Annotated in this window: 16 protein-coding genes; 6 read left to right on the plus strand and 10 right to left on the minus strand. The window is 33.8% G+C overall.

Annotation, left to right across the window (positions count from 1 at the left end; translation table 11 throughout):
• Positions 1–97: 97 nt before the first annotated feature.
• Positions 98–817: a Crp/Fnr family transcriptional regulator gene (locus tag VQL36_RS16235; protein ID WP_349250323.1), complete on the plus strand. Its 720-nt coding sequence runs from the start codon at positions 98–100 to the stop codon at positions 815–817.
• Position 818: 1 nt separating this feature from the next.
• Here the strand turns inward: VQL36_RS16235 and pflA are convergent, their stop codons facing one another.
• The 6 genes from pflA to VQL36_RS16265 form a co-directional block, all read right to left on the minus strand.
• Positions 819–1568, minus strand: a complete 750-nt coding sequence (gene pflA / locus VQL36_RS16240) for a pyruvate formate-lyase-activating protein (protein WP_349250324.1) — start codon at positions 1566–1568, stop codon at positions 819–821.
• A gap of 29 nt (positions 1569–1597) precedes the next feature.
• Positions 1598–3868 (minus strand): formate C-acetyltransferase, encoded by a 2271-nt coding sequence (gene pflB, locus VQL36_RS16245; protein WP_349250325.1) that lies wholly within the window; start codon positions 3866–3868, stop codon positions 1598–1600.
• Positions 3869–3899: 31 nt separating this feature from the next.
• On the minus strand, positions 3900–6509 hold the full coding sequence (gene adhE, locus VQL36_RS16250) for a bifunctional acetaldehyde-CoA/alcohol dehydrogenase (RefSeq protein WP_349250326.1): 2610 nt from the start codon (positions 6507–6509) through the stop codon (positions 3900–3902).
• Positions 6510–6713: 204 nt separating this feature from the next.
• Entirely contained in the window at positions 6714–8384 is a 1671-nt protein-coding gene (locus tag VQL36_RS16255) for a glycerol-3-phosphate dehydrogenase/oxidase (RefSeq protein WP_349250327.1), read from the minus strand.
• Between the two features lie 184 nt (positions 8385–8568).
• Positions 8569–9132, minus strand: coding sequence for a glycerol-3-phosphate responsive antiterminator (locus VQL36_RS16260; protein ID WP_349251197.1), 564 nt, complete (start codon positions 9130–9132; stop codon positions 8569–8571).
• 203 nt (positions 9133–9335) lie between these two features.
• Positions 9336–9491 carry a hypothetical protein gene (locus tag VQL36_RS16265; RefSeq protein WP_349250328.1) on the minus strand — a complete coding sequence of 52 codons (156 nt, stop codon included), beginning with the start codon at positions 9489–9491 and terminating at the stop codon, positions 9336–9338.
• Positions 9492–9783: 292 nt separating this feature from the next.
• On the opposite strand from VQL36_RS16265, the gene asd reads away from it, so the two are divergent.
• The 4 genes from asd to VQL36_RS16285 all read left to right on the plus strand — a co-directional run bounded on the left by asd (position 9784) and on the right by VQL36_RS16285 (position 15466).
• Entirely contained in the window at positions 9784–10569 is a 786-nt protein-coding gene (gene asd, locus VQL36_RS16270; RefSeq protein ID WP_349251198.1) for an archaetidylserine decarboxylase, read from the plus strand.
• A 387-nt stretch (positions 10570–10956) separates the two neighbouring features.
• On the plus strand, positions 10957–12252 hold the full coding sequence (locus VQL36_RS16275; protein WP_349250329.1) for an aminotransferase class I/II-fold pyridoxal phosphate-dependent enzyme: 1296 nt from the start codon (positions 10957–10959) through the stop codon (positions 12250–12252).
• A gap of 468 nt (positions 12253–12720) precedes the next feature.
• Positions 12721–13878, plus strand: a complete 1158-nt coding sequence (locus tag VQL36_RS16280) for an IS4 family transposase (RefSeq protein ID WP_349248656.1) — start codon at positions 12721–12723, stop codon at positions 13876–13878.
• 430 nt (positions 13879–14308) lie between these two features.
• Complete coding sequence (locus VQL36_RS16285) at positions 14309–15466, plus strand: IS4 family transposase (RefSeq protein WP_349248656.1); 1158 nt, start codon at positions 14309–14311, stop codon at positions 15464–15466.
• Positions 15467–15754: 288 nt separating this feature from the next.
• Here the strand turns inward: VQL36_RS16285 and VQL36_RS16290 are convergent, their stop codons facing one another.
• Both VQL36_RS16290 and VQL36_RS16295 read right to left on the minus strand, forming a co-directional pair.
• Complete coding sequence (locus VQL36_RS16290) at positions 15755–16966, minus strand: ABC transporter permease (protein ID WP_349250330.1); 1212 nt, start codon at positions 16964–16966, stop codon at positions 15755–15757.
• A 3-nt stretch (positions 16967–16969) separates the two neighbouring features.
• On the minus strand, positions 16970–17710 hold the full coding sequence (locus VQL36_RS16295; RefSeq protein ID WP_349250331.1) for an ABC transporter ATP-binding protein: 741 nt from the start codon (positions 17708–17710) through the stop codon (positions 16970–16972).
• Between the two features lie 182 nt (positions 17711–17892).
• On the opposite strand from VQL36_RS16295, the gene VQL36_RS16300 reads away from it, so the two are divergent.
• Positions 17893–18135 carry a YkuS family protein gene (locus tag VQL36_RS16300; protein ID WP_349250332.1) on the plus strand — a complete coding sequence of 81 codons (243 nt, stop codon included), beginning with the start codon at positions 17893–17895 and terminating at the stop codon, positions 18133–18135.
• Positions 18136–18209: 74 nt separating this feature from the next.
• On the opposite strand, the gene VQL36_RS16305 is transcribed toward VQL36_RS16300, so the two are convergent.
• Both VQL36_RS16305 and VQL36_RS16310 read right to left on the minus strand, forming a co-directional pair.
• Positions 18210–18986, minus strand: a complete 777-nt coding sequence (locus VQL36_RS16305) for an SDR family NAD(P)-dependent oxidoreductase (RefSeq protein ID WP_349250333.1) — start codon at positions 18984–18986, stop codon at positions 18210–18212.
• Between the two features lie 68 nt (positions 18987–19054).
• On the minus strand, positions 19055–19507 hold the full coding sequence (locus tag VQL36_RS16310; protein WP_349250334.1) for a chemotaxis protein CheX: 453 nt from the start codon (positions 19505–19507) through the stop codon (positions 19055–19057).
• Positions 19508–19687 lie beyond the last annotated feature (180 nt).

A 19687-nucleotide genomic window follows, 5' to 3' on the forward strand; every position in this document is an offset into this window, starting at 1 on the left:
CAAAACTCTTACAGCAATCTTGTTGAAAAAGTTATATAATATGAATAAGAACACATTCTAAAAACGATATGAATATGAACTAGGAGGGTGTTCAAACATGGATCATTTAACTCTAAACTGTAAATCCTCAGGTCAAATATCTTTATTTTTATCTGATGAAAATGTCGATAGATTAAAAAGTGTAATGTACTCCCATCATTTTTTACAACAACAATATTTGTTTCGTGAGGGAGAACCAGCCAGGAAATTATTTTATGTAAATGAAGGTCAAGTAAAAATATACAAACTAACAGATGATGGCAAGGAACTCATTTTGTATATCTTACAAGAGGGAGATATGTTTTGTGAGTTTGGCGGACTTGGTGATTTGAATTTCAGCTATTCAGCTCAAGCATTAACAAATTGTAATATTGGGATGATTGAACATAGTGATTTGGAAATGATCATATATCAGCATGGAGATTTCGCTGTAGAATTTCTGAAGTGGATGAGTTTATGGCATCGTAAAACAGAATCTAAGTTTCGAGACTTATTATTATTTGGAAAAGGTGGAGCCTTAGCCTCTACATTAATACGACTTAGTAATTCCTATGGAAGGTTAACTGAAGATGGAATCGTATTAGATGTTAAGTTGACGAATACCGATATAGCGAATTTAATTGGTACAACAAGAGAAAGTGTAAATAGACTTTTAAACAAACATAAAGACGATGGAATCATCAGCATGAAAAATGGAACCATTACCATCCACAAACTAAATGATTTAAGAGCCATCGTCTCTTGTCCTGACTGCCCTATTGAAATCTGTCGAATTTAATTTATATTTTAGAGAGAGAAACCTCCGCCATTCCTTTGTCAACTATTTGGATCGCTCTTTTCAATTCTTGATCAGATGGCGTTCTAACTCCCTCTAATGGATATGAAAAACCTAGTTGCTGCCATTTAAATACACCCATTCTGTGATAAGGGAGAATCTCCACTTTCTCTACATTTTTTAACTTGCCAATAAAATCACCAAGAGCATATAAATCATTATAATCATCAGTAATTCCTGGAATCAGTACATGTCTTATCCACATTTTTTTATGGTTGTCCGAAGCGTATTGTATCAGCTTCAATATCCTTTCATTTGACTGACCAGTCAACTTTCTATGTTTTTCATCGTCCATGTGTTTAATATCTATTAAAAGCAAATCAGTTACTTTTAACAAATCTTCAATTTTTTTAGGATCATTAAAACCCGAGGTATCCAAAGCAGTATGAAGATCCCAGCGTTGTTTACAACCTTTCAACAACTCTTTAACAAATAGGGGTTGTAAAGTCGGTTCTCCACCGGTAACCGTGATACCTCCTTTTGAACTTTTATAATAATGAATATAAGGTTCTATCTCTAATAATATATCCTCAACTTTCCTTAAATCCCCTTTGTTTCTATCCCATGTATCACGATTATGACAGTATTGGCATTGAAGCGCACAGCCTTGCATGAAAAGCACGAATCGTATGCCAGGACCATCTACGGTTCCAAATGTATCTAATGAGTGTATGCGACCCATCGTGCTCATCATCTCTCATCCTTCCTAGGGGTTAAATACTTTTATACTGATCCGTGGAACGTTCTGTTTATAACATCTAACTGCTGTTCCCTTGTCAACTTCACAAAGTTTACAGCATATCCAGAAACTCTTATTGTTAGTTGTGGATATTTTTCAGGGTGCTCCATCGCATCGATTAACTGTTGTCGATCAAAAACATTTACATTTAAATGGTGCGCTCCCTGTTTCATATATCCATCTAATAATGCATGTAGGTTCTGTTTTCGAATTGTCTCTTCCTTACCTAAAGCTTTTGGAATAATTGAAAACGTATTTGAAATTCCATCTAAGCTGTATTCATAAGGCAGTTTAGCCACAGAGTTTAAAGAAGCTAATGCACCTTTTGTATCTCTACCATGCATAGGGTTTGCACCTGGTGCAAACGGTTCTCCAGCTTTTCGTCCATCAGGTGTAGTGCCTGTTTTTTTACCATACACTACATTAGAAGTAATGGTTAATATAGACATCGTAGGAATCGCTTCACGATAAGTTTGATGTTTATTTAATTTTTTCATGAAAGTTTCAACAAGTGAGATAGCAATGGAGTCTACACGGTTATCGTTATTTCCATATTTAGGAAAGTCTCCTTCGATTTCAAAATCAACTGCAATTCCTTTTTCATTACGAATTGGCTTTACTTTACCATATTTTATTGCACTTAATGAATCGGTCACAACAGATAAACCAGCAATTCCAGCTGCCATTGTTCTTATAATTTCACGATCATGTAAAGCCATTTCGATGCGTTCATAGCTGTATTTATCATGCATATAATGAATAACGTTTAATGTATTCATATATAATTTTGCCAACCATTCTAACATGACATCGAATTTTTTCATAACCTCATCATAATCTAAAACCTCAGAAGTAATGGGCGTATATTCTGGTCCTATCTGAACACCTAATTTTTCATCAACTCCACCGTTGATTGCATATAACAAACATTTTGCAAGATTTGCTCTTGCTCCAAAAAATTGCATTTGTTTACCGATACGCATCGCAGAAACACAGCAAGCAATTCCATAATCATCACCATAGTGAGGGCTCATCACATCATCATTTTCATATTGGATGGAACTTGTATGAATCGAAACTTTTGCACAATAGTTCTTAAAATTCTCTGGAAGTTTTTCTGACCATAAAACGGTTAGATTTGGCTCAGGTGCTGGACCTAAATTATACAAAGTATGAAGGAAGCGATAAGAGTTTTTCGTTACTCTTGTTTTTCCATCAAGTGCCATTCCACCAATAGATTCAGTAACCCAAGTCGGGTCTCCACTAAACAATTCATTATATTCTGGTGTCCTTAAGAATTTCACTATACGTAACTTCATGATAAAATGATCAACTAATTCTTGAGCTTCTATTTCAGTAAGAGTACCTTCTTGTAAATCTCTTTCAATATAAATATCTAAGAAGCTGGATACACGACCTAAACTCATCGCAGCTCCATTTTGTTCCTTTATTGCAGCTAGATATGCAAAATATAACCACTGAATCGCTTCTTTTGCATTTTTTGCAGGTAAGGAAATTTCATGCCTATAACATTCTGCCATTTGTTTCAATTCGTGTAAGCTACGAATTTGTTCATTTAACTCTTCACGATCTCTTATGACTTCCTCATTTATTACATCCAATTCTAAATGAAACAACTCTTCTTTTTTTTGTTCAATGAGTTTATCTACACCATATAACGCTACTCTCCGATAATCACCAATGATTCTTCCTCTTCCGTATGCGTCTGGTAACCCCGTAATTATCCCTGCTTTTCTAGCTTTCCTCATTTCCGTTGTATACGCATCAAAAACACCTTGGTTATGCGTTTTACGAATATCTGTGAATAAATTAAAGATTTCATCTGGTAATTTGAAACCATATGCTTCACATGCGTCTTTAACCATACGCACTCCACCAAAAGGTTGAATTGAACGTTTGAAAGGTTCATCAGTTTGTAAACCTACAATCTTCTCTTTTGACTGATCAAGATAACCAGGTCCATGAGAAGTAATGGTAGAAGGGGTATTTACATCAACATCCAATACCCCACCATTTTCAAGCTCTTTTCTAGTTAAACCACTGATAATGTCCCATAATGCTTTTGTATCCTCAGTAGGATCTGCTAGAAATTGCTCGTCACCTTCATAGGGAGTAATGTTTAAATCAATAAAGTTTTTAACATCAATTTTTTTATCCCATTTTCCAGTTTGAAAACCTCTCCAACAATCTAACTGTGTATCTGTCTGTTTTAATTCTTTTTCAGCCATAGACATGAAAAACACCTCCTATAATATATTTAAGACCTTATTCAAACTTTCCATAATATGCTTTTCTATATATTTCAGCTAATTCAGTAACTAATGGCATTTTGGGATTCGCAGTTGTACATTGATCTTCAAAAGCACGATCAGCTAGATAGTTTGCTTTTGCTTCAAATTCAGTAGGATTCACATTCACATCTTTAAATTTCTCTGGTATATTTAATGTTTTATTCAGCTTGCGAATCGCTTCAATTAAGCTATTTACTCCTTCTTCCGTTGTATTTGCTGGCAGCCCTAACGTTCTTGCAATTTCAGCATATCTTTCATCTGCAACATAATGATCATATTTAGGAAATGATGCAAACTTTGTTGGTTTCGTAGCATTATATCTAATAACATGAGGTAGTAAAATTGCATTTGTTCTACCATGTGCCGTATGGAACTCACCACCCCACTTATGTGCTAAACTATGATTAATTCCTAAGAAAGCATTTGCAAAGGCCATACCAGCAATAGTTGAAGCGTTATGCATTTTTTCTCTAGATAATGCGTCTCCCACATTATAAGAATTTTCAAGATGCTCAAATACGAGCTGTATTGCTTTCATTGCCAATCCATCTGTATAATCATTTGCCATTACAGATACGTAAGCTTCAATTGCATGCGTTAAAACATCCATACCAGTATCTGCAACTGCGGTTTTAGGTAAGCTTAACACGTAATCTGGATCTATGATTGCAATATCGGGAGTTAATTCATAATCCGCTAATGGATATTTTGTATTCCCTTGATCTTTATCTGTGATAACAGCAAATGAAGTTACTTCAGAACCTGTTCCAGACGTTGTTGGAATCCCTACAAATTTTGCTTTTTTACCTAGACGCGGATATTTGTAAACTCTTTTTCTAATATCTAAGAATTTTTGTTTTAAAGAGTTAAAGTTTGTATCTGGATATTCATAAAATAACCACATTGCTTTAGCTGCATCCATTGGAGAGCCGCCACCAAGTGCGATAATACAGTCTGGTTTGAAGCTATTCATCATCGCTGTACCTCGTTCTACTGTGTCTACAGATGGATCAGGTTCAACATCTGAGAACACCTCAATGTGAACAGGCATTTGTCTTTTTCGTAAATAATATTCTACCTTTTCAACGTATCCAAGCTTCACCATCATTTCATCTGTAACAACCATGACTCTTGTGATATCAGGCATTTTAGCTAAATATTGCGTAGCACCTTTTTCAAAATAAATTTTGTTTGGTACTTTGAACCATTGCATATTTACTGTTCTATGTGCCACTCTTTTAACATTGATTAAGTTCACTGCAGAAACATTAGATGTTGTACTGTTATTACCATAACTTCCACAACCAAGAGTTAATGATGGAAGATTAGTATTGTATATATCTCCAATTGCTCCATGTGTAGATGGTGAATTGACGATGACACGACCTGTTTGTAATACTGCAGAGAATTCATTAATAACATCTTGATCTCCAGAATGGATAACAGAAGAGTGACCCATACCTCCATAAGCAACTACTTCTGCTGCACGTTGAATCCCTTCTTTAGCATTCTGCACTTTATAACAAGCTAACACCGGACTTAACTTTTCAGCTGACAATGGATACTTATCACCGACACCGTCTAATTCAGCAACTAAAACTTTTGTATCCTTAGGAACTTTCAACCCTGCCATGTCTGCAATCTTGTATGCAGATTGACCTACAATTACAGCATTAACTGCACATTTCTCAGAGTTTATTACTAATTTTGATACTTTTGCAATTTCTTCTTCATTTAAAAAATAACAGCCCATCTCCTTCATAAATGTAGTCGTTTCTTGATAAATGGATTCTTCAATTATCACAGCTTGCTCAGAAGCACAAATCATGCCATTATCAAAAGATTTAGAAAGAATTAAATCTGTCACCGCCTGTTTGATATTTGCTGTTTTTTCAATGAAACAAGGAACATTACCAGGTCCAACACCGAGGGCAGGTTTTCCAGTACTATATGCTGCTTTAACCATTGCGGATCCGCCAGTGGCTAAAACTAACGCCACATCAGGATGATTCATTAATAATCCAGTTGCTTCAAGTGAAGGATTATCAATCCATTGAATACAATGTTCAGGTGCACCTGCTTGTATTGCTGCTTTTAGAATTGTTTTTGCTGCCTCTCTGCTACATCTTTGTGCAGATGGATGGAAAGCAAATATAATAGGATTTCTTGTTTTAATTGAAATTAATGATTTAAACATCGTTGTTGAAGTTGGATTAGTAACAGGTGTAACGCCTGCGATAATCCCTACAGGTTCAGCCACCTTCTGAAAATTTTCATAAGCATTTTCTTCAATTACACCTACCGTTTTGTCATATTTAATACTGTGATATATATATTCAGTAGCAAAAATATTTTTGGTGATTTTATCCTCATAAACCCCTCTACCTGTTTCTTGAACAGCCAGTTTTGCTAACTCCATATGCCGATCTAATCCTGCTAATGCCATTTGTTGAACAATATTATCCACTTGTTCTTGGTTAAGTTCTAAAAATTCTTTTTGTGATTTTTTAGCGCGTTGTACTAATAAATCAACTTCTTTTTTTGCTGAATCTTGCTCTTGAATTTTCTTCTCTTTCATAGCCATGAGTACCACTCCTTCTCTAATTATTTCGCTTAACTTGTGTTTATAATTAAATTATAAAATTAAGGGTTTTGTAAGGCTGTGACTTTTATCACAAATGGACTTTTTTTGTGATGAAAACTCATTTACAAATAAAAAACCTCCAACATCATTTCAATAAAAAATGAAATGATTGGAGGTTTGTTTATTCTTAGCCTTAGTGTTTGTTTAACTTGTTTGAGGAAACTGAGCAGCATGCAACTGGCTTTCTAACTCTTTAATATGTTGAAACTTTTGTTCAGAAGACCAATTAAAAATGGAAGCCATATATTCGATTACGGGTTTTTTCCATTTTAGTACCCAATCAATATCAAAAAATAACGCTCCTTTTCTTCTAATAAAAAAATCAACAGGTTTTGCAACCATCTCATATTGAATACCATATAAGACCTGTACAAATACATGCAACGGTAATTTAAAATCATATTGATATTGACTCTTATATTGTTCTGTCAATTTAAATAAACTATCTACATTAGAACCATACAAACGAACGAGATGTTCTCCTTCTGTTTTTGTAAATCCATATTTCAGCGATTCCTTTTCTTTCTCATTTATAAATGATGTTAGGTGTATTGCTCCCCCCACATCTCCACCAGAGATGGGTAAATGTTTGGTTTTGCATTTCAAGAAAGTTCTCTTTTCTTCATCGAGAAAATATTTAGCAACGATATTAACAACTGTTTCAGCCATTTTCCGATAACCTGTTAATTTCCCTCCAGCTATAGTGATTAATCCTGATTTAGATTGCCATATCTCATCTTTACGGGATATCTCAGAAGGATTTTTTCCGTCTTCATAAATCAAAGGTCTTATACCTGCCCAACTAGATTCGATATCTTTTTCTGATAACTTGACCTCAGGAAACATATAATGAATAACGTCTATAATGTAATCTCTGTCCTCTACAGTCAATTGAGGATTTGATATATCCCCCGAATATATTGTATCTGTAGTACCTACATAAGTTTTTCGATCTCTAGGAATAGCAAATACCATTCGACCGTCTGCTGTATCAAAATAAATGGGTTGTTTTAAAGGGAAAATCTTTTGATCAATAACCAAATGTGCTCCTTTCGATAAAAGCAATTTTTTATGATCTACAGATTTATCCTTTGTACGAATATCGTCTACCCATGGACCTGTTGCATTAATGACTTTTTTAGCATAAATTTTATACACTTTTCCTGAATCAGTCTCACGGACCTTTGCACCTGTCACTTTTCCGTTTTCATCATAAATCAGATCATCAACTTTAGTGTAGTTAACTGCATTTGCATCATGTTTAACTGCTTCTTTAATTACCTCAATCGTTAATCTTGCATCATCAGTGCGATATTCAACATAATACCCACCACCTTTTAGTCCCTTTTTTTTAATTAAAGGTTCCTTTTCCAATGTTTCTTGATAAGATAACATTCTCCTTCTTTCTGATTTTTTCACCTTTGCTAAAAAATCATATACTTTTAATCCTATTGAAGTACTGAACTTTCCAAAAGTACCGCCTTTATAAATCGGTAACAACATCCATTGTGGAGTTGTGACATGAGGTCCATTCTCATATACAATCGCTCGCTCCTTGCCAACTTCTCGAACAATACCAATTTCAAATTGTTTTAAATAGCGTAGCCCACCATGAACCAGCTTTGTAGATCGACTAGATGTCCCAGCCCCAAAATCCTGCATTTCAATTAGTGCAGTTTTCATTCCCCTTGTTGCTGCATCCAATGCAATTCCACAACCCGTAATTCCTCCACCTATAATAAGTACGTCCTGTGTTTCCTGACTCATTTCAATTAGTTTTTTATGTCTCTTCAAACTTGAAAATTGATTATCCATGTTTTCTCCTCCTAGAAAAAAAGAAAAAGACCACATACACTATGGGTTATCCATAATGTGATGTGGTCTCTCCGAATCTCCAACCTATCTATTAACTTAAAACAATAATACCATATACTTTCAAATATTTAAATGCCTCTTGCTCTCTAGACAACTATTTCCAACCATAAATATTGTTTATTTATTATTTTTCTTGTCCATAGTTTTTCCAAATTAATTTATCTGAAGTTGTGACAGCCACCGCACCCGCTGATAAAGCAGAGTCCACATCATCTATAGTTTTAATTAAACCACCTGCAAATACAGGAATGCCAGTTTTCTCGTTTACTTCTCGGATCATACGCGGAATAATTCCGGGTAAGACTTCAATGAAATCGGGTTTTATAATTTCAATTAATGAATAACTTTTTTCAAGTGCATTTGTATCTAGTAAAAATAATCTTTGAATGGCAATTACACCTTTTTGTTTTGCTTTTGAAATCACTTTTGATCTAGTAGATATTAATCCAGCAGGTTTAAATTCCTGACACAAATATTCAGCGGCATACTCATCATTTTTTAATCCTTGGATAAGGTCTGCATGCAAAAACATTTTTTTCTTATTTTGATATGCCAAACGATAAACATCCTTCAATCTTGAAATATGCATATCCAGAAAGACCCCATATTCATATGGACTTTTCATCATTTGCTCAAAATCCTTCATCGTGCGAATAGCTGGTAATACCTTTTGACCTTGGATTGACAATTTCCTCACCACTTTATCTTCTTATGATTAAGAACCTCAAACAATATATTCTATTTAATCAAATAAACACCTCTAAAATAAAATACAATTATGAACGTTTTTTAAAATTGATCCAAAATGAAATTTTATATAACTTCTTAAGATATAAAAAAACCCGTCTAAAATAGACGAGTACAAATCAATAATGATGAAGACAAATTACTTTACCGTAAAATTCTATTCATTAACTTAGTCCCTGCAGTGCTTTTCATTCTACGACGAGAAACTCCAAATGCAGCTGCTCCAGCAGATACTGCGATCAAAGACATCCATATTCCTCGCCCTCGTGTCATGTTACGAGCTTTCATAAGCCATCGCATATGGTCACCACCTATAACTTGAATTTTCTCAAATAATTGAACATTTATATTGTGTGGCGAAACCAAACTCATCATTCGTTTAACTAATGGTAATATTGGAATGTTTGTCTATTCTGAGTAAGAACCAAGGTTATGAATTAATTATTTTCACTACTAAACAAATCCTTAGTGTGATAATATAATACTAGACTTTTCAATTTTGTTATCATTAGTTGTTTTCATATAAGAGCGGTCATTGGAAGGTCGCTTTCATTTTCATAATGATTAAAGAAATGTGGTGAAAAAATTAACAATGAAAACAATTTTTCGCTTATTAACAGAACTTTCTTCTAGAAAAACGATCTCAAGATTAACAGGTCAATTTGCAAAATCAAAAATAAGTATAAAATTAATCCCTCGTTTTGCCAAAACTTATGGAATTAATATAAATGAAGCGGAAAAAAACATAAACGAATATGTCTCATTAAATGATTTTTTTACCAGACGTCTTAAAACAGGGTCTAGAAAGATTCAACAAGATGACAACATTGTTGTTAGCCCAGTTGATGCTAAAATTACTGGAATTGGAACTATCGAAAACGGAGAAATTATAAATGTAAAAGGGCAAGATTATACAGTAGACGAGCTTTTAAACCATTCACCAAGAACAGTCACATATAAAAATGGGTTTTACATGGTCTTATATTTGAGCCCCTCAGATTATCATCGAATACATGCTCCAGTTTCAGGAGAAATTGTAGAAAATGAACATATACCTGGTAAAGTTTATCCCGTGAATGATTTTGGTTTAAAGCATATGAGGAAAGTTTTAAGCAGAAATGAACGACTAATTTCTTATATCCGACATGAATTTACAGAAATAGCTCTTGTAAAAGTAGGAGCAATGAATGTAAGCAGTATTCAGTTGATTGAGTCGCTAAACAATGAAATCTCAATTGGAGATGAATTAGCTTATTTTGAATTTGGCTCAACCGTAGTATTATTAATGGAAAAAGATTCGTTCCAATATAACGAGAATAAATTTATTGGAGATAAAGTTAAGATGGGAGAAACTTTAGGTCAAATTATAAAAAAGTAACAAAAACTCCTATAGAAGCTTCTCGGAGAAGTAGTTGAGTACCTTCATTAGCGGCAGCTTTTGTTGAATTTGAAAAACTTATAAATTCTTAAGTTATAAGACAAAACCACTCATTGAGTGGTTTATTTATATATTAAACTGATACAACTAGTAGATCCAAAATAATTTGAGTACAGACGTCCACCTTTATAGGAGGTATCTTCAAATTAGGTGGAGTAGGGGAGTAGGTCTCCATCTGATTTCTCGATGTTTAAATTTTGCTTAAACGAGCTCACTACAAATCTCGGTATATTCAGCCGTTTTTCTCCAAATCGGGTTCATCTTTTTTAGTGTAAGTGTTATAATATTCACAAAAATTTATTAGATTTTATTGGAAGGATGGAGTCCATGAATCCACTTGCTAAATCACTGAACAAAACCATTAAAGAAAAACATTCAAATGTATATCAAATGTTATCTACATTAGGAAAAAACGTTTACTTTCCTAAAGAAGGCATTATTAGTCAATCTGCTGAAGCAGGGAAAAAAGCAAAAAAATATAACGCAACGATTGGAATTGCCATAGAGAACAAAGATCCTATGCATTTAAAAGTAATACAAAATACACTATCAGAATATGCCCCTAAAGATATTTACCCATACGCACCACCTGCTGGTAAACCTGAATTACGAAAAGTATGGATGGAAAAAATGATAAAAGAAAGTCCATCGCTTGAAAATAAAAAAATAAGTAATCCTATTGTGACCAATGCATTAACTCATGGAATAAGTATTGTAGCTGATCTATTTGCTGAACCAGGAGATAGTGTTATATATCCTGATAAAAACTGGGAGAATTATGAACTTACTTTTGGAATCCGCAGAGGAACAGAGACTGTAAACTTCCCACTTTATAATGAAGATCGAAACTTTAATGCAAGTGGGTTAAAAGAAGCTATACTTGCTCAAAAAGATAAAGGTAAAGCTATTGTCGTATTAAATTTCCCAAATAATCCTACAGGATATACACCAAGTCAAGAAGACAGTCAGAATATTGTAAATGCAATATTAGCTGGGGCTGAAGAAGGAATAAATATTGTAGTAGTTACTGATGATGCTTATTATGGATTGTTTTTTGAAGATTCGATTCATGAGTCTTTATTTGGTCAACTTGCTAATATCCATCCGAATGTTTTAGCAATTAAAGTTGATGGAGCAACCAAAGAAGACTATGTATGGGGTTTTCGAGTTGGGTTTATAACGTTTGCTTCAAATAATGAAACAGTTAATGCTGCTTTAGAGCAAAAAACGATGGGAATTATTCGTGCTACCATTTCCAGTAGCTCACATCCTTCACAAACATTTATTCTTCATGCATTGAAATCACCTGATTACGAACAACAAAAACTAGAAAAATACAACATTATGAAAGGTCGAGCTAATAAAGTAAAAGAAATTTTAAAAAATGAAAAATTTCAAACCGTTTGGGACTACTATCCTTTTAATTCAGGATATTTTATGTGTTTGGAATTAAAAAATATAGATGCGGAAACTCTACGAGTTCATTTACTAGATAAATATGAAATTGGTACGATTGCTTTAGGTGAAAAAGATTTAAGAGTTGCTTTTTCTTGCATAGAAGAAGAAGATCTTGAAGATTTATTTATTAAAATTTACCAAGCGATTATAGAACTCTCATCATAGATGAAATATGTTTTAATTTTTTTTACTGATTATCCAAAAGAGATCTGGGAAAATGGAATTCAAGCATTAGATATGATTATGATGGAGAAAAAGCTCTAAGCAATCCTTATAAGTGAATCTTCAATTCTTCTGAATGATATGATGAATAATTTTACCACTTGGATGTAGTATTATGTTTTGAAACATTGTCTTCATAACATAATAACGGGAAATAGTGGTCTTATATGATAATTTTATTGCCTTCATAGCAAAATAGCGGGAAATGGTGCACTAGCGTTGCATCAAAGATAACATAGAAAATAAAATGAGTATAATTTACTAAAAATGGAATTTATGATGTGATTTTCATGGAATTATCATAAAAAAACTCCTATTGTAAAGATAAGGACGCGTTACCCATAATCTAAACAAAAGGAGCCAACCATGGGTAACATACACAATTTCCATACCATTTGTCAATGTTTTTCTTTGATTTCGAAGGAAAATTTCCTTTTTCCTATTGCAGACTATCGTACGCATAAGTTAACTACGATAAAAAGTATCAAGTTATTTCTAGCCTCTCAAATTGCGAATTGGGAAAATTATAAACAAATTTCAAGAGAATTACGTACCAGTGAAGCTCTTCAGCAAAGTCTAGATCTACCAAGTATTAGTCCGTCTCAACTCTCACGTCGAATAAGAGAACTACCTACAGAAATGTTAGAAGCGTTATTCTTTGAAATGATCGGTAAAGTAAAGTCTAAAACTTCTATCGCTTGTAGCAGAGTCGGCCCACTTCGGATTCTTGATTCTACTAGCTTGAAGCTTCCTGCTACTTTAGCTAATTGGGCGAAGATTAATCATAAATCGACCCAAGTCAAGATTCATATGCGTGTGCTTTCTCTTCCAAATGGAAGAGTCATTCCAGAAAAAGCGATCCCTTCAACAGGAAATGTGAATGATTGTGAAACCATGGATATCCTAGTGGAAGATCACGACACCATATACGTTATGGATCGTGGTTATGTAAAATACGCACAGTTCGATCAGTGGATCGAAGACAATGTTCGCTTCGTGATGCGTATTAATGAAAAGCATGGGGTTTTAAGGGTTGAGGAAGAACTGCCTGTTCCACCGGACACCCACATTATTCGGGACGCGATCATCCAATTAGGAAGTGCGTATACACAAACGGAAAAAAGCATAAGACTTGTAGAGTTTATGGATGAAAAAGAACGTAAATATAGAATAGCTACCTCTTGTTTTGACTTAAGTGCAACAGAGATTGCAGATATTTATCGTCAACGATGGCTTATTGAATTATTCTTTAAATGGTTGAAGCAACACCTACGTCTTGTAAAACTATACAGCTATGAACCTCAAGGAATTTGGAATCAAATTTTTATTGTACTCATCGCCTATGCAATTGCCATGTATATTGAGCTAGGAAGCAGAACTAAACTAAGTACCTGGGATGTACTACAATGTCTACGAACTTGTTGGGATAAAAAGTGGTCCGTTATGTTGAGTGAACTTCATCTGAAACCTACTCGAAACTCAAAGGGGAGACAGAAAGTGCCTCGATCGGTGAAACCACCTCCGAGATTAAATACATCGGTAGGTATCATCAAGCCAAAGAAAAGATAAATTAGGGAAAGAAATAACATCCAAAAAATGGATTAACGCGTCATTTTCTGACCTCTTCACTTTTTTCCTAATTTCTCAAAAAGAAAATTGTAAAATTTTTCTAAATTACTTATTTTACAAACTATGTTGCTTTTTTTGCAACGCTAATGGAAATGGTGGTCTTATATAGTGGATATTTTGCAAAATCATGCAAATTATTGTGAAAAAGAGCTAAATAAGACCATCAAATACACTAGCGTTGCATCAAAGATAACATAGAAAATAAAATGAGTATAATTTACTAAAAATGGAATTTATGATGTGATTTTCATGGAATTATCATAAAAAAACTCCTATTGTAAAGATAAGGACGCGTTACCCATAATCTAAACAAAAGGAGCCAACCATGGGTAACATACACAATTTCCATACCATTTGTCAATGTTTTTCTTTGATTTCGAAGGAAAATTTCCTTTTTCCTATTGCAGACTATCGTACGCATAAGTTAACTACGATAAAAAGTATCAAGTTATTTCTAGCCTCTCAAATTGCGAATTGGGAAAATTATAAACAAATTTCAAGAGAATTACGTACCAGTGAAGCTCTTCAGCAAAGTCTAGATCTACCAAGTATTAGTCCGTCTCAACTCTCACGTCGAATAAGAGAACTACCTACAGAAATGTTAGAAGCGTTATTCTTTGAAATGATCGGTAAAGTAAAGTCTAAAACTTCTATCGCTTGTAGCAGAGTCGGCCCACTTCGGATTCTTGATTCTACTAGCTTGAAGCTTCCTGCTACTTTAGCTAATTGGGCGAAGATTAATCATAAATCGACCCAAGTCAAGATTCATATGCGTGTGCTTTCTCTTCCAAATGGAAGAGTCATTCCAGAAAAAGCGATCCCTTCAACAGGAAATGTGAATGATTGTGAAACCATGGATATCCTAGTGGAAGATCACGACACCATATACGTTATGGATCGTGGTTATGTAAAATACGCACAGTTCGATCAGTGGATCGAAGACAATGTTCGCTTCGTGATGCGTATTAATGAAAAGCATGGGGTTTTAAGGGTTGAGGAAGAACTGCCTGTTCCACCGGACACCCACATTATTCGGGACGCGATCATCCAATTAGGAAGTGCGTATACACAAACGGAAAAAAGCATAAGACTTGTAGAGTTTATGGATGAAAAAGAACGTAAATATAGAATAGCTACCTCTTGTTTTGACTTAAGTGCAACAGAGATTGCAGATATTTATCGTCAACGATGGCTTATTGAATTATTCTTTAAATGGTTGAAGCAACACCTACGTCTTGTAAAACTATACAGCTATGAACCTCAAGGAATTTGGAATCAAATTTTTATTGTACTCATCGCCTATGCAATTGCCATGTATATTGAGCTAGGAAGCAGAACTAAACTAAGTACCTGGGATGTACTACAATGTCTACGAACTTGTTGGGATAAAAAGTGGTCCGTTATGTTGAGTGAACTTCATCTGAAACCTACTCGAAACTCAAAGGGGAGACAGAAAGTGCCTCGATCGGTGAAACCACCTCCGAGATTAAATACATCGGTAGGTATCATCAAGCCAAAGAAAAGATAAATTAGGGAAAGAAATAACATCCAAAAAATGGATTAACGCGTCATTTTCTGACCTCTTCACTTTTTTCCTAATTTCTCAAAAAGAAAATTGTAAAATTTTTCTAAATTACTTATTTTACAAACTATGTTGCTTTTTTTGCAACGCTAATGCATCAAATACCTTTATTTTATAATTTTGAGAAAATTGATTACAATAAGACCATAAAAGTCCTCTATTTTTAATCTTATTTAACTTGCCTGACTATTTTCCCTATTCAATTCAGGAATATAGTCAGGAGTCAGGAATCTCCTACTCTTTACCTTTCAACATCTTTTTACCTAAAGATTGATGATACATATAGGACAATAAAATACTAACTACTAGTAAAATAAACCCATATATATAATTTGCAATTGTTAAAATAAAAGGTATTGTCATCATGATGATAATAACAAGATGAATTCGAAATGAATTTTTTAAAGCCCCTTCTACTCTCCTTTCATTTTGCAAAGGATAAATATATAACCAGAACATATTTTTATGGTATTGTCTTAAGGAGGATAATTGCACACCAGATAAATAGATTACCATAATGTAAAAAAGGTACTTCATCCAATCATTTGTTAAAAAGAATATTAATATCATTCCTACTCCAATCAATCTTGCAACAATACCGAATAAATCTGTTCTAATCCATGTTAAATAATAAAGGAAAACAAAAGTATTGTTCTTTTCAAATGGTACAAATTCAGCACTACTGCTTAACATTTTACGATGCTTCACTCGTTTTGGAAGTTGCGGAACATCAACAAACCAGCTTAAAAAAGAAAAAATTCTAGCTTTGTGCTGTTTTTCAACATGAATCAGCCTGTCCCAATTTATATGATAACTTGGTATTAATCGAATAGAAATTATGTAAGTCATAAGAACTAAGGCAATGAATAACATTCCTTTAGGTAAATTATAAGAGAACATAACATATAAAACACTGAAAGAAATGATCCACCGAAAAAAAGAGTATACCTTCCTGTGACTGTTAGCTTTGAAGTGGACCACTTGCCATGATCCAAACATCAAAATCCATTTGATAATTAATAATACAATTAAAAATACAAAAAACATTAGACCGTTGGAATCACTAGTTACTAAATAAAGAGGGAAAAGGACTATCCAAATCAGAATTACGACTAAACATTGAACTAAAAAACTAGCCAATATTGCTTTATTAAAATAAGACCTCATTTTATGTTCGGCTGGTACCAAATAAATCAAATCAGCCTCTCTTAAATAAGTGCGAATTGGATTATAAGCAATGAACCAAAATAAAACAACAGTTAACAACAAATGAATTGGAAAATCAACTGGTGGATTTTCTATAAATCGCCTGTAATAAATACTTCCGATTGAAAAACTAATAACAGCAAAAGCAATCAGTCCCCCATTGAATACGAATCTTAAATAAGGGGACACCTCTGTCCAAAAATCCTTAAACCTTTTATTCCATAAAGCAGATATCTCCATAATTTAAACGCCATCCTTAACTAGAGCATAAAAGGCATCTTCTAATGTTGCATTGTTTAAACCAGAAGTCTGTTGTATGTTACTTAAATTTCCGCTTGCAACAACATGCCCTTCATGAAGAACAACCAACTTATCACAATATTGCTCAATAGTTGATAGAATATGGGAGCTCATTAATATGCTTGCCCCAGCTTCTTTCATTTTCACCATTAAATCAAGCAATGAACGAATGCCAAGAGGGTCTAACCCTAAGAAAGGTTCGTCAATGATATATAATGAAGGTTGAACGAGAAATGCACTCATAATCATCATCTTCTGACGCATTCCTTTAGATAAGTGAGCAGAAAATTTTGTTAGCTTGTCCCTCATTTGAAATTCATCAACTAAGTAATCAACACGATTCGTATATTCTTTTTTATCAATGCCATAAGCCATTGACGTTAACTTCAAATGTTCTTCCACTGTCAACTCGTCATACATTAAAGGACTTTCTGGAACATATGCATATGAAGATCTATAGTCCATCGGGTTGCTCTCTAACGTATTCCCGTTTATATAAATCTCACCTTTATGTTGTTTTAACAACCCCAAAATATGTTTGATCGTAGTGCTTTTTCCTGCTCCATTTAAACCAATTAACCCTACCATTTCACCTGGATTCACATTTATAGATAACCCATGTATGACAGGTCTTTTCAAACTATATCCTCCTGTTACCTCTTTTAGTTGCAAAACAGGCTTCAAGCCAAACACCCCATCTCAATTTTTTCCTATTTATGTTTTTTATTATAATACCTGTAGTTTTTTTTATCAAAATTACGAAAGAGAATATTTTTATTTAACGTGGTTCAAAATACTTAAAGGGATACTACCCCGACAAGATACTACATCAGTGGGGGAAACTTACATAAACGGAGGGAAGAATCATGGCAAAAGTAGCTGTAGAAAATAACTTATCCAATGTTAAACAAGCACTGCAAAATGAAGGACATGAAGTATGTAACTTAGAAGAAAACACGATGCAAAGTTGCCAGTGCTGTGTCATAACAGGACAAGATCAGAATATGATGGGAATAGCGAATACCCAAACACAAGCTTCTGTTATCAATGCGGATGGATTAACAGCAGAAGAAGTTGTGAATCAAGTGAATCAGTGTGTAAACAAATAATGAAACAAAATAGACCTTCAATCCCATTCGAAAAAATGAATAGGTTGGAGGTTTTTTTGTGAAATCACTTCACTTTACTTTTTATTTGTAAATTTAACAGTTACCTTTTCTAACGTTCTCGGCATGATTTGCAATAATTTAGAACCGACATTCGCAATAAATGGAATGTTTTTTTCCAGTCGTTTGTTAACGATGATATCGATTATTGCTTTAGTTACCGCTCTTGGTTTTAATATAATCCAACTTGGTAAGTTTTTTTTGTAATCACCCGATACATCTGCTGTTTCTAACATACGTGTATAAATTGGCCCACAATTAAGTGTAGATACAATAATATTGGTATCAAATAACTCCTGGCGTAAACTATTTGTGAATCCTAAAACAGCATGTTTACTTGCAGCATATGCAGACGATTTTGCCGATCCTACCTTTCCTGCCAATGAAGCCACATTAATAATATGACCTGATTGTCTTTCTAACATTGAAGGTATAACTGCTTTACAACAATATACTGTCCCCAAATAATTCGTTCTCATCATTTCTTCAATCTCATCTATGGATAAATTCATAAAGTCCTTAAAAATTGCATAACCTGCATTATTAATAAAGATATCGATTTTCCCATATTTTTTTATAACAGAGGAGATAACTTCATCTACCTGATCTCTTGAAGAGATATCAACTTTGTAAAGGTCATGTTGATTTTGCAGCTGCTTTGACACTTTCTTAAGACGATCCATCGATCTAGCCAATAAGATGAGAATGGCTCCATGAGAACTTAAATGTATTGCCATCTCTGATCCAATTCCACTTGAGGCACCCGTAATGACTATAACCTTATCTTTAAGCACACTTTCTCTCTCCTATTTCTATTATCATGTGAGTAGTACTGATAACATATCCTAAAGAAAGTTTCAAATTAACTGGTTAATACTTGAATATTAAACTCTCCAACTTCCTTAATATTAAGTGGAATGGTCCATGCCTTCTGAGTATCAAAATGTTCAATAGATTGAATAATCTGAGGAGGGGTAATATCTACGGTTACACCACGATCATACAATAAAGTTGAAGCATTACCACTGATCATATTACCTAGTTCTGAAATTGCACTTTGACTAATATCATCCAACTCATTTACTTGAAATCCACCCATCATTTCTGAAACAATTTTAAGAGCCACTTGCTCTGGCAAACCAAATAGTATTTCACCTTTCATTTGCCCACTCATACCAATTAAAATCCAAATATGATGGTCAAGATATTGCACATCTTTGATTTCAAGTTCACCTGACGTTGGACGAACCCGAACTACTTGCTCAAGAACGTTACTGGCTGATTCTAAAAAAGGATGTATATAATTTTTATCCATAAAGACTCCTTAATTTGGAAAAAATATTGTCGTTATTTGCTAATTATATCGAAATAACATGATCAAGTACATGAATTTCTTACAAAGAACGACTAAATTATACAATTATTGAGGTCAAAAGTAAAAAAATCCTTATGAATCAAAGGATTGGTTTGCTTCACTTGCACAGGTTGCTTATAA

The sequence above is a fragment of the Chengkuizengella sp. SCS-71B genome, from assembly GCF_040100845.1.
Taxonomy (GTDB): Bacteria; Bacillota; Bacilli; order Paenibacillales; family KCTC-33759; genus Chengkuizengella.